Annotated in this window: 8 protein-coding genes; 3 read left to right on the top strand and 5 right to left on the bottom strand. The window is 35.5% G+C overall.

From position 1 onward, the window contains the following. Positions 1 to 496 precede the first annotated feature (496 nt). Together recA and gyrA are read right to left on the bottom strand one after the other, a co-directional pair. Positions 497 to 1,567 carry a recombinase RecA gene (gene recA, locus RINTHH_RS00575; protein ID WP_044304284.1) on the bottom strand — a complete coding sequence of 357 codons (1,071 nt, stop codon included), beginning with the start codon at positions 1,565 to 1,567 and terminating at the stop codon, positions 497 to 499. Between the two features lie 975 nt (positions 1,568 to 2,542). Further along, complete coding sequence (gyrA, locus tag RINTHH_RS00570; protein ID WP_008231588.1) at positions 2,543 to 5,071, bottom strand: DNA topoisomerase (ATP-hydrolyzing) subunit A; 2,529 nt, start codon at positions 5,069 to 5,071, stop codon at positions 2,543 to 2,545. A gap of 207 nt (positions 5,072 to 5,278) precedes the next feature. Between gyrA and RINTHH_RS00565 the strand changes: the two genes are divergently transcribed. Beyond that, positions 5,279 to 5,674 (top strand): response regulator, encoded by a 396-nt coding sequence (locus tag RINTHH_RS00565; RefSeq protein ID WP_008231587.1) that lies wholly within the window; start codon positions 5,279 to 5,281, stop codon positions 5,672 to 5,674. Positions 5,675 to 5,853: 179 nt separating this feature from the next. Here RINTHH_RS00565 and RINTHH_RS00560 read toward each other — a convergent pair whose 3' ends face one another. After that, positions 5,854 to 6,723: a tetratricopeptide repeat protein gene (locus tag RINTHH_RS00560; RefSeq protein ID WP_008231584.1), complete on the bottom strand. Its 870-nt coding sequence runs from the start codon at positions 6,721 to 6,723 to the stop codon at positions 5,854 to 5,856. A 242-nt stretch (positions 6,724 to 6,965) separates the two neighbouring features. Here RINTHH_RS00560 and RINTHH_RS00555 point away from each other — a divergent pair, with 242 nt between their 5' ends. Together RINTHH_RS00555 and RINTHH_RS00550 are read left to right on the top strand one after the other, a co-directional pair. Next, positions 6,966 to 8,444, top strand: a complete 1,479-nt coding sequence (locus tag RINTHH_RS00555; protein ID WP_008231582.1) for an efflux RND transporter periplasmic adaptor subunit — start codon at positions 6,966 to 6,968, stop codon at positions 8,442 to 8,444. 14 nt (positions 8,445 to 8,458) lie between these two features. Beyond that, the gene (locus RINTHH_RS00550) at positions 8,459 to 9,676 is read left to right on the top strand and encodes an ABC transporter permease (protein ID WP_044304283.1); all 1,218 of its coding nucleotides are present in this window, start codon (positions 8,459 to 8,461) and stop codon (positions 9,674 to 9,676) included. 498 nt (positions 9,677 to 10,174) lie between these two features. Here the strand turns inward: RINTHH_RS00550 and RINTHH_RS00545 are convergent, their stop codons facing one another. Further along, complete coding sequence (locus RINTHH_RS00545) at positions 10,175 to 10,549, bottom strand: hypothetical protein (protein ID WP_044304282.1); 375 nt, start codon at positions 10,547 to 10,549, stop codon at positions 10,175 to 10,177. A gap of 68 nt (positions 10,550 to 10,617) precedes the next feature. After that, positions 10,618 to 12,333 (bottom strand): ABC1 kinase family protein, encoded by a 1,716-nt coding sequence (locus RINTHH_RS00540; protein WP_008231578.1) that lies wholly within the window; start codon positions 12,331 to 12,333, stop codon positions 10,618 to 10,620. Between the last annotated feature and the right edge of the window lie 1,035 nt (positions 12,334 to 13,368).

The following is a 13,368-nucleotide window of genomic DNA, read 5'->3' as shown; positions in this document are numbered from 1 at the left end:
ATGTTGGGTATTTCTTTCTATATTTACACCAGCTCTCTTCCTGTATCTAAAACAGTCATATTGAGTGAATACTGTAAGAAATAAAATTGTACACAGGTAAAATTTAGAAGATAGGACGCAAAAACCTAGTATTTATGGACTTGGAATTTGAATAGTACTTAGAACAGATTCAAGTAATCTTATAATAACTTGCCCACTTTAAGACTTTTTTAAACGGTTAGGTTTATTCCTGAACGGTCTCAGCTTGACAAAAATTCAAAAAATTAAGAATCATTCAAGTATCTACATTCTTTTTAGTTTTTGAGGTCCAGATTTAAATCCCAAATTGACTCTGAGTAAATTCATTTAAATCATAAGATTGAATCTAAACTTAAGTCATAAATAAAATCATGGAAATAAATCATTCCCTAGTTTGACCTACATACATACTCAAACTAACAATTATAATTTAGCCCCCACCGTCAAAGTTTTGAGTGAATATTGAATCTACCAGGTTTTAGTCTCTTGTCTCTTCTTGATTTTTATCATTGCTCGATTTTCCCACAGAATTAGCAGATACAACAAACCCCATTTCCAACTTCTCTCTAACTAACTGTTGGATTTCTTCTGCAAAATCTGTATTATCTTCCAAATAATTAATAGTATTATCTCTACCCTGAGCAATATTGTTACCGTCATAACTATACCAAGCACCTTTGCGAAGGATAATTTTAGTTTCCTCTGCCAGATCAACCAAACAACCAAGAGTGGAAACACCCATTCCAAAAATAATATCAAATTCGGCAATTCTAAAGGGTGGAGCAACTTTGTTTTTTGCCACCTTTACTTTGACGCGAATCCCAAATTCCTCTGTCCCCTTTTTCAAGGTTTGGATACGGCGAATATCTAAACGTACAGAAGAATAATACTTTAAAGCATTACCACCGGTTGTAGTTTCTGGATTACCATAACTAATGCCAATTTTTTGGCGCAACTGGTTTATAAACATTACGGTGCAGCCAGACTTACTTAAGTTACCAGTAATTTTACGCAAAGCTTGGCTCATTAATCTAGCTTGAAGTCCCACATGAGTATCCCCCATATCCCCTTCAATCTCGGCACGAGGGACTAAAGCTGCTACAGAGTCAACAACAACAATATCAACTGCAGCAGAACGTACCAGTTGATCCACTATTTCTAAAGCAGCTTCACCTGTATCTGGCTGGGAAACCAGTAAATTTTCAATATCAACCCCTAAAGCTGCAGCGTAAGTCGGATCGAGAGCATGTTCTGCATCTACATAGGCTGCAACACCCCCTTGTTTTTGAATTTCAGCTACAGCTTGTAAAGCAACTGTAGTTTTACCAGAACTTTCTGGGCCATAAATTTCAATTACTCTCCCCTTGGGTAAACCACCACCCAAAGCTAAATCTAGAGTTAAAGCACCAGTAGAAATAGTTTCTATCCTCATTCGGGCTGCATCACCCAAACGCATAATTGTACCTTTACCAAAAGTACGCTCAATCTGATTGAGGACAATATCCAGTGCTTTCTGTTTACCGGTGTTATCAGTGGTGTTAACAGCCATTCCTACCTCATGTTATGAAATTTTAGGGATTATTGGTTTTGAAATCAGAATAGACAATATACACTATGCCTTACCAATAATGATTGGCCTATAAGTGAGATTCCAGAAACTTTTACAACATTACAATTACTACCTCGAACTTTAGCAAAGTAATAATATAATATTTTTTCGGCTACAATAATTATGAAATTGCATACCAATTTCTACGTATGGCTATAGTATATTATGTGTTTGTAAACCATTTGTTATATCAATTGCCATTGTTGTTGTAGCTGGTTTAATTAAGAAAACTAATTGAAAAAGATTACGATAATTTATTATGTTCCCAGGTATTCCCTAATTCTTATAAGGCCTGAAGAGTTAAGCCTGACTATCAAACAAATTAAATAGTTGAATTTCAGGCGCTTGGGAATAATACTAGATATTGACTTTGCAACTAGGGTATTTTTTTAGTTGTTGATGGAATTGAGTTTTTCCCAAAAAGCTAAAATCATTAATCTGGCTTATCTTATCACCCATGAATAAGTAGTTATTAGTAATATCAAGATCATAAATAAGGCAAGAATAGAATTTAATTATTAGGGTAAAATTATTTCAATATTCTAAAGTACATTGGCACTAGTTTACTCACTATAATTGATCGCCATCATAGCGTACAACATTTATACTTATCTTCCTACTATAGGCTAGTATTATCCATTAGGTTATAAAAATAAATGCTATGAAATTATAAGTGCTGTTATTATACTGCTGAATTTAAAAGTTAAATCAACACCTGGATACATAATGGAAAATCTAATTGATTATCACTTTTTATAATGTAGAACTTATTATTTTTGGTAATGATCAGATTATTAACTAGTTTTCCTTATATTTCGCCTCAAGCTTAGTGGATTACTAAATTTTCTATTCAACTATTATTTATAGTACCTTAATGTAAGACTTTTTTGATTAAAAATCAAAAAAGTCTTACTCCTAAACACTTAAGGTACCCGGTCTAGCATTTATAACAGAAACTATTTTCTCATCCCGAGATAAAGTAATTACAATTTCCCCTAAGCTGCTTCTTCCAGCTAGAGGTATTTGACTAACTTTCAGGAGTTCTGCCCTATCCTTGTTAGTAAATATAATTACTTCATCATCTGACTGAGCTGCTACCATAGCTGCCAGACTATCAGTTCTACTATTAAATTTCATGGCTTGTGTACCTAAATCGCCACGATGTGCAAGTTTTATTTCATTAGTGTTTAGACATTTGCTATAACCATTTTGAGTAAAAAGTAATATGTTTTGATTTTTATCCAGTGTGATGCAATCGACCATCTGTTGGCTTTTGAGTATACGTATTCCTTGTAATCCAATGGCTGCCCGTTCCATTTTTGGTAACTGTTCATCGTTGATAGGAAAACGTAGTAGTCGACTGCCAGAACTAGCTATAGTTAAATGTGTTTCGGGAAATGCAAACTGGGTACATAATAACTCATCGTCATTTTTTAACTTAATAATAGTGGTACCGCGACGACTAATCTGTTTCAATTTGCTTATGTCAAGCCGCTTAATTTTCCCTTGTTTTGTAAGCAGAATTAAGTCTGTATCTTTCATGTTTTTTGGCACCAAAAAGTGGCTAATGATATTCTCTTGTGCCTGTTGAGCAGCATTACTTAGTAAAGTAATTAAAGGTGTTCTTTTAATTACACGCCCTACAGATATAGGAATACTTTCAACACTTATTGGATATACTTTTCCTGTATTGGTTAAGACTAGTAAATCTTGAGCTCTGTCAGTAACATCTGTTTGTATAGTAAAGTCATGTTCGGGAACATTACGATCACCTTTAGATTTTTTACCTGAGGCTTGATAGCAACGCACATATCCACGATAAGTAAATTCGAGAATAGTTGGTTTTAGGGGTTGCTCTGAAATACCATTGATTAGGCTTTTATGGGAAACTGTATCTTTGCTGGTTTGTTTTTTTTGCTTACCCAGTTCTTCAGTTTTGGGTGATTCTTCGAAAATGTGAGTTCGTCGGGGATCACTATATTTATGTTTGAGTGATCGTAATTCTTTTTTCAATGCTTTTAATAGTTCGTGGCGGTTGCTAAGTAGGTTTTGAAACTCAGCTATTTTATTGTTGAGTTCAGCAAACTCATCTTTTAAATTCTGCTGTTCTAAACTAGTCAACCGACGTAATGGCATAGATAATATAGCATCAGCTTGAGGTTCAGTTAAATTTAGTTGATTTTGCAGATTTTGTTTGGCAGTACTTCCATCAATAGCTTGGCATAGAATAGTGATAACTTGGTCTAAGTGAGCTAGTGCTACCAGCAAACCTGATAGCAAGTGTAAGCGACTTTGGGCTTTATCTAGCTCATAGCTATAACGGCGATTTAGTGTTTGTTCCCGGAAATTTAAAAATTTTTGCAATAGTTGCCGCAAACTTAGTTGACAGGGATGTCCATCTGATAATGCCAACATAATAGCCCCAAAGTTACTTTGCAAAGCAGTTTGATGATATAATTGTTCTAAAACATAATCTGGTTGAACATCTCTTTTTAGTTCTATAACTACTCGCATACCTTGACGGTCACTTTCATCTCTGATATCAGAAATACCTTGGATCTTAATCTGATTGACTAAATCAGCAACTTTTTCAATCCATGCAGCTTTATTTACTTGGTAGGGTAACTCTGTAACTATAATTGCTGTGCGTTTTTTACTACCCCGACTGCCAGCAATTTTTTCTATTTTGTTTACACCTCGTATTATAATAGTTCCCCTGCCATTAGAATATGCTTCACTAATCCCGTTACGACCGATAATTTGACCTCCTGTAGGAAAATCTGGTCCAGGGATAAGTTCAAATAATTTTTTATCTGTTAAATTCGGGCAATCAACTAAAGCAATTAGACCATCCACCAATTCTCCCAAGTTATGGGGAGGTATATTTGTCGCCATACCCACAGCAATACCTGCACAGCCATTAAGCAGTAAAAATGGTAACCGTGCAGGTAAAACAGTAGGTTCCTGTTGAGAATTATCAAAATTGTCAACAAAATCAACTGTTTCCTCCCCTATTTCCATTAACATCCCCTCATTACTGATAGGAGCTAATTTTGTTTCTGTATAACGCATTGCTGCAGGGGGATCATTGTCTATACTACCAAAGTTGCCATGACCTGCTAACAAAGGATAACGGCTGGAAAAATCCTGTACCAATCTAACTAAAGCATCATAAACAGCCTGATCTCCATGGGGATGATATTTACCTAATACATCCCCTACCACACGGGCACATTTACGGTAGGGACGATCTGGTGTTAGCCCCAGCTCGTACATAGCATACAAAATACGGCGGTGAACAGGCTTCAAGCCATCCCGGACATCTGGTAATGCTCTGCCCACAATTACACTCATGGCATATTCCAAGTAAGACCTTTGCATTTCTATGTGTAAAGCCGTGGGAATTACCTGCCCCTTAGGGGGAAGGTTTAACTGTTTCGCCATGAGTTTCTACCTAAATTTTAACTACACAAATTTCACTGTGACTGAACACCTCAGCAAACACAGCATAACGGATGAAATCCTATTACTTACAGAATCTTGATATTCAGATTCCAAAAACCAGTAGTATTATCCTTGATACTAGGGATAGTTATTAAATAAAAGTGAGTAGTAGTTAGTATCAACCTTATCAGTATTAGCAAAATTTCTATGAAAACAGTTTTGATAGTTGAAGATGACCTAATTAACGCTCGAGTATTTTCTAAAATTCTGACTAAGCGGGGGGGTTTATATGTAAAACATACAGAAGACGTAGATAAGGTAATGACAATTGCCCAAAATAAAGAAGCTGATATTATTTTGATGGATGTTTCACTATCGCGGAGTGTTTACCAAGGTAAATCTGTAGATGGGATAAAAATAACTCAAATGCTGAAATCTAACTCCAATACGGCCTCTTTGCCTATTATTCTCGTAACTGCACATGCTATGGCAGGTGACCGTGAAAAATTCCTCAAACAAAGTGGAGCCAATGGTTATATCTCTAAGCCGGTAGTAGATCAACAATATTTCGTCAACCAAATAATGGCTTTACTGCCAGAATAAATATTTAAGAACTAATTCTTGCGCATTTTCAATAACTAACAATTAGGTCAAGTATCTACATACCAATGTATAATAACTAGGATATAAAAAGCCTAATTTCCCTGTGCTTATGGAGAAGACCATAGAGTTGCTCAGATGGTTTAACTATTGGAAGATACTATTGTGGGGCAATGTAAATTTCAATTTGCATATGTGGTATTTTCTATTTGTTGAACTATATTTTGGATTGGTGGTAATTTTAAAAATCTCCTCGTATCATTCAGTAATCTTTCCCCCCACAGATTTTCTTTTAAGAAGTTAGGATTGGCATAACGTACATCAGTACCTAGAACTTTTTTACCCATATTAATGGCTTGATGGTAATTTCCTTTCCTGTAAAACGCAACAGCCAATGCAAGTAAAGGCTCAGGTGCATTTTTCCCAATATCAACTGCCAACTTCCATTTTTCTATTGCCCCATTCGTATCCCCTTTTTCATACATAACCAAGCCAACATTATTAATTGACGGCCAGAATTGGTTATTGCTACTGATGGACTTATTATATTGTGCAATCGCATCAGAAAATCTGCCCAACATATAATAACCATTACCTAGATCAAATAGTCCCTCTGCATCATCTGGTTTGAATTTTAATCCTAACTTATAGTAAGCAATAGCCTTGTCGTACTTCTTTTGCTGAAAATGGGCTGAACCCAGAGCAAATAAGACATCTGTATTACGGGGGTTGATAGACTGGGCTTTTTTGAAGGAATCAATAGCTGTATCTAACTCTTGTTTTTGCAGGAATAAGCTGCCTAACAAAAACCAAACTTTCTCATTTTTGGGTGCTAATCGGCTGGCCAATCTTGCCCGAGGTAAGGCAAACTCAAATTGTCGGATTTGTGCCAACTCAGCTGCTTCCTGTGCTAGAACTAATCCCTGTTTCTCTAATTCTCTTTGATCAAGGTGCAACACATGTGGAAATAATGCCTGGGCTGAAACAGGGCTTGCTATACCCCACAGGCTGCAAATTGCCAAAATAGAAATCAAATAAATAACTTTAGGCACACTACCGCCTCTTTGATTATCAAGTTAAAGAACCGTTCACCTTGCAAATAGCTAAAACAATACTATCTGTCACTATAGATAAAACGCAATTTTATATTTGTCCATCAGTGTATCAAATATGCCAGGATAAATTAAGACTATCTCACTCATTCAGGTGAAATTATCAACTTGGACTTATTATTAACATAGGAACAAGTTAAGCATGAATTTCCTAAAAGAGCTGAGGAGAAAAATTCTTAAAAATGGTACTTAAGGAAAGAATAATAGTTGCACTCAAGGAAATAGCAATAAGAAGACTAGGTAAGACAAAGCATTCATCTACTTGGATAGGAGGATTTTTTATACTTGCTACAACCATATGGCTAAGTATAAATGTTATTCCACAAGCAGTAAAACAAATTCAATCAAGTCGAAATAATGTTAACGAATCAACTATTCCGGTAACTACAAAAAATTTCGTGTTACGCATTATTGCAAGTGGTAAGGTTGTGCCGATTAAAAGCGTAAATGTTAGTCCTACAAACCCCGGTATGGTCAAGCAATTAATGGTGGAACAAGGCGACTATATCCGACAGGGAGACATTATTGCTTATATGGATAGTGCTTACATTAAAGTCCAAATTGCCCAAGCGAAAGCGAACATTTCTAAACTCCAAGCACAATTGGACCAATTAATAGCTGGTAGTCGTCCTCAAGATATAGCTCAAGCTAAAGCACGTCTCACCCAAGCCCAGGCCCTATTAGATGAGGCAAAAACTGGTAATCGTCCTCAGGAAATAGCCCAAGCCCAAGCTCAAGTTGATGCTGCGAAGGCAAAAGTATTAATGAGTGGTAATCAAGTAAGTCGTTATGGGTACTTGTATGAGCAAGGAGCCTCAAGCAAACAATTATTAGACCAGTACATTAGTCAAGACAAAGTGGCTAGGGCCAATCTTAGGAAAGCAGAAAAATATCTCTCTTTACTGCAAAGTGGTAGTCGCATAGAATATATTGCCAGAAGAAAAGCATCAGTAATGGAAGCTAAAGCTGCCTTGGAATTATTGGAAAGTGGACCCCGTCGAGAGGAAATCGCCCAGTCCCGGGCTTCTTTGGAAGCCGCAAAATCCCAATTACAGGCTTATTTTGTCGATCTTGAAAACACAATAATTCGAGCTCCTTTTAATGGAGTTGTCATGCAAAAATACGCAAATATGGGTGCATTTGTCACCCCAACAACTTCCTCATCTATAAGTGCTTCAGCAACTTCTAGTTCAATTGTCGCTTTGGCTTCTGGATTGGAAATACTAGCCCAAGTACCAGAATCAGATATAGGTAGAGTTAGACGAGGTCAAGAAGTAGAAATTGTATCTAATGTTTATCCTAATGAGGTGTTTCAAGGTCGAGTACGCCTAGTTGCTCCAGAGGCAATCAAAGAAAATGGTGTGACTCTATTTCAAGTTAAAGTTAGTATCATTACTGGAAAACAAAAGTTAATTTCCGGACTTAATTTAGACTTAACTTTATTGGGCAAACAGGTAGATAATGCCCTAACAGTACCTACAGTAGCTATTGTCACAGAAAAAGGGGACATAGGGGTACTAGTTCCTGATGCAGAGAACCAACCTCTTTTTCGTTCCGTTACTATTGGTTCTCAAATAGAAGACCAAACGCATATCTTATCAGGTTTAAAGGGGAATGACCGTATTTTTATCAATCCTCCTAAAAACTATAAACGTAAATAAATAAGACTAAGGTGATGAATCTACTGGAAAATCTACAAATTGCCAGGAAAACCCTCATAGAAAACAAGTTACGTAGTACCCTTACTATGTTGGGAGTTATCATTGGTAATGCTTCCATTATTACTATGGTTGGAATTGGTCAAGGAGGGCAGAAATTTGTTATTAAGCAATTAGAATCTTTGGGAACAAACGTTTTGTTTGTCAGACCTGGGAATCAAGAAACTAAAAGGATTACTTCTGATTCACCCAGAACCCTAGTACTAGCTGATAGTAAGGCAATTATGGCCCAAGTTCCAACAGTTGAGGCTGTTACAGCAGAATTAAATAGTAGGCAGTTAGTGACTTACAAAAACCAGAATACTAATGTAAATGTCATTGGTACTACCCCCAGTTTTTTACAAGTGCGGGAATTTGATATTTCCCAGGGAAGATTTTTTTCTGATATAGATGTGAAACGTAATAACCAAGTTACCGTTATTGGTGCGAAGCTAGCACAAAAATTATTTGCTAACCATAATCCTCTGGGACAATATTTAAAAATCAAAAACTTGAGCTTTCAGATAGTCGGAATTTTAGGAGAAAAGGGTTCTAATCTTGGAATTAACTATGATGAAACAACACTGATACCAATTACCACCACAGCTAATAGAATTATTGGTAGAACATCGCCTTATGGGATTGAAGTAAACTATTTGACTGCGGCAGTTAAAAACAAGGAAAGTATTGATTCAGCAGTTTTTCAGATTAGTAATTTGTTAAGACTACGACACAAAATTATTGGAGAAGATGACTTTGTCATCTATACCCAAAAAGATGCAATGAAAACTGTCAGTAAAATCACTGGTACACTTACACTTATGTTAACAGCAGCCGCAGCTATTTCCCTAATTGTTGGTGGTATTGGCATTATGAATATTATGCTTGTATCAGTTACTGAACGAACCAAAGAAATTGGTTTAAGAAAAGCTATTGGCGCTACCCAGCAAGATATTCTTACGCAATTCATAATTGAATCAGTAATTATTGCCATTACAGGGGGTGTTATTGGTACAATCTTAGGAGTAGCAGGAATATTCATAGTAGCCAGTCTTACAGTTATAGAAGCGGTTATTTACCTGCCAGCAATTACTATTTCTGTATGTATATCTGGTGGTATAGGTTTACTATTCGGTGTATTCCCTGCCCGCCATGCTGCCAAGTTAGACCCCATTGTGGCATTAAGGAGTACTTAACTCACCAGACATTTAACATGAATTTTATCATTGCACAAGGTTCTTACGATTACCATGAAGAGACTAGCTATCATTATTGAAAAACAATCCTGGGGCAGTTCTTTGGCTCTATTCAGAACAACCCATATACATAATCGTGTTTAAAGCCTTTTATGTGCGATGTTGCTTAATGTAATGACAATATTAATATTTTGGCAAATTTCTCAAAATATACTTCCCTCGAAAGAAGTCATTTGGAAATTAACAGTGCAGACTTTCTGCTTGCTATTTCTTACATACTAACTACTAAAAACTAAATTTATTCCTACACGAACACTTAAGAGTGAGAGAAACCAAATGCTTAGTCAAATTCTTAACTGGAAAATAAAAGTATAATTTTGAATTTTTCACTTACACTTAATGTATTTAATTACAAGTCATAATGACTTTAATCTCACATAAAAAGTAAGGGTTCGATTGACTTTTCAACCTGTCCACCTTTTTGTTCCGAATGCTAAACTAACCTAAAGAGTCCAAATCCAATGATATCATGCCTTGACTTTCTATAGAAGTTAGCATATTAACCAGTTGGGACCATACTAACCAGCAAGTCAACAAAGTTGTTGGTAAGCCAATGCTACATGCTAAAATGGGGGTAAAACCAAATACTTCCAACCCAGAGCATAGAAATAGGCCCAGACCCATTGTAACTCCTATGAATGGCAATGTATAATGCCTTGTTGATAAGTGATTATTTGGTTTCCCTCCACCGACTACCTGCCACCTCTTGATAATCAATTTCAAGGTTGCACTTAATGCTAAACCAGAGGTCAAAGCTATAAGTAAACCAAAAATTAACAATAAGTAAGGTGCCTGAAGAGAATAATAGTACATGCTTATATTAAGTATAATTGATAGTAGCTAACATGATAATTTGTTTATCAGCCACTAACAGCATATTACTAATTTTGTGGTGTTGAAAAAAAAGATGGTGCTTTAGGTATCATGGCGGCTGCCCCCTCTCTTGAGAATTTTGTGAGCATGCTAAAAGCCACATCTAACAGACGATTGGGTTGCAAGTCATCTTTTACTAGTTCCCATAACCTTTGTACTTCTTCTGTGTGAAGCCTTTCATCTTCAGTGAGTGCTAATAACAATTGTCGCCGTAGAAATTTTCCTTCTTCAGACAGAAGGTATTGTATGCCCAATCTAGCTGTTGGCAGTACATCAAAACTACCATCAGTACGAGCAACTAAAATTAAATTTTCCAACCTCTGCCACTGGAATTTACCGTTTTTAAACAGTATATTTAGTAGTCTTTGCCGTAATTGAGGAGATTCTCCTGTAAGGAGTCTGCGGGCAACATAGGGATATGCAACCTCAACTATTTTAAAATACTTGTTGAGGCTTAGAGCAATTCCTTCTTGGGTTATCAGAGAACGGATAATTAGAGCAAATTTTGCAGGGATCCGGAATGGGTAATCATACATCAATTCTGAGAATTGGTCGGTAATGGTTTTAAAATTGAAATCCCCAACATTTTGATTGATAGCATTTCCCAGTAAAGCCTCTAATGCTGGAACTATCGGGCGAATATCTGTATTGGGTGCTAGGAACCCCAATTTTACATAATCTTCAGCTAGGTAATTATAATCTTGGTTTACTAGATGTATAATTGCATCTACCAGTATTTCTTTAGTACTTTCATCCAACTGGTCCATCATACCAAAGTCGATGTAACCCATTGTGCCATTAGGCATAGCAATCAAGTTACCAGGATGAGGATCTGCGTGGAAAAAACCATGCTCTAAAAGCTGTTTTAAACCGGAAATAACACCTATTTTGATAATTTCTTCCGGATCTAATCCTGCAGCACGAATACGTTTGGTATCGTTGAGTTTAAATCCATCCAACCATTCTAAGGTAAGGACTTCATTAGAAGTATAACGCCAGTATATTGATGGTACTTTTACACAAGAATCATTATGGAAGTTGGTGGCAAACTCCTCAGCGTTGCGTCCTTCATTAAGGTAATCAATTTCCTCAAACAACTTTGCCCCAAACTCATCTATAATCATGGTTAGGTCATGTCCCAAGTTTAATGGTAACCAGCAGCTTAACCGACTTGCTGCCTGGCGCATTAAATATAAATCTAGGGTCAAAATAGGACGTAAATTAGGGCGTTGTACTTTTACGGCTACCTCTTCACCGCTGTGTAGTCTTCCGCGATACACTTGACCTAAACTAGCTGCAGCCACAGGATTCAGGGATAAATCACTGAAAATTTCTTTGATGGATCGACCAAGTTGTTTTTCTATAATTCCATATGCAATTTTATTATCAAATGGTGGTAGTTGATCTTGTAATTTTACTAACTCCTCTAAGAAATCCTTGCGAACTAAATCTGGTCTAGTTGATAGAGCCTGTCCTACTTTAATAAAAGTAGGACCCATGCGGGTTAATAGTTGCCGTAATTGGTTTGCCCGTTTGTCTTTAGCCCGTTGGTTTCTATTCAACCATTCATCAAACTTAAGACTAAGGAAAAATACACCAAAACCAATGATGATTTTTAGGGCTCTTGACCAAGCTAACCATGGGCGATAGTGATAATAACTAGCTATGATTCGGGGATCATAGCTTAGTTTTTCTCCGCTGTGTGTAAGGGTTTTTGGACTCACTCCCTTATTTACCTCTTCAAATTTAAACTCAAATTTTTTTTGACTGAGACAATGCTTTTATTAGTCCACAAATATGCAGTGACGTTTTTTAGCTGATTATCTTTGGCTAGTTATTTAATAAATTAATAACAACTAATCTAAACTTCATTAATTTATCTATTAACTTCATCTTATCTTAATACACAAAATTACATTTAGTTATATTAACTTATCTGTAGTCAATTGGAACTTAGGTTTAGATTGAAACACTGGACTTTAAATAAAAATACTCAAAGAAAGTTCAAGTGTATAACCCAGGTATCTAAATTTATATACAGGTATTTTTAAATATTTTTAAGATGTACTTAATTCTCCTATTTACTTGCCAAATTTGAGACAATTAGTTTGAAACAAAAACTAATTTAAATGATTTCGAAAATTTGTAATTATCTCATAATAGTAACTCACGACAATTATCTTGTATACTTTTACAATTTCGTGTAAAAGATAACCTCAAATAGCTGATTTGATGTAACAATACTTACTTAAGCAAGTTGATAAGTGTATTGAATTTATCTAAAGTTTAATTTATAGGTTCAAGAAAAAAAACACCATGAAGATTGCTTAAATCTTAGGCACAAAAATCTAAGATACTCCATATTAGAGAATGAATCCTATATTATCTTACCGGCAATCTAATACGAAATAATACTAGGAATAAATATTTCTGTAAATTAATCATAATTTTACATTGTCAGAAGCCAAAAAATTTTCTAGATTGAGATGATGATCATATGGGTAAATTTAAATCTTTATTTAAATTTAGTTAACTTAACTAATATCATTTAGATGGCTTTTTAAGTATTGTCTATATCGTAAAAAAACTTTTACGAATATTATAAATAATACGTTAAATATTATACTAATGAGTAATATTGAGTATATACTAACCCAATAACTTGCTATGTTCATAGAACAAAAAATCGCTGATCATTTGATTATTTAAATTAAAATAAGTAGATATGAGTCTGAAATCATCTCTGATCATATATGAAT

This window comes from Richelia intracellularis HH01, assembly GCF_000350105.1.
GTDB classification, from domain to species: domain Bacteria; phylum Cyanobacteriota; class Cyanobacteriia; order Cyanobacteriales; family Nostocaceae; genus Richelia; species Richelia intracellularis.
The sequence above is the reverse complement of the archived record's forward strand: the minus strand, read 5'-3'. Positions and strand labels throughout refer to the sequence as shown.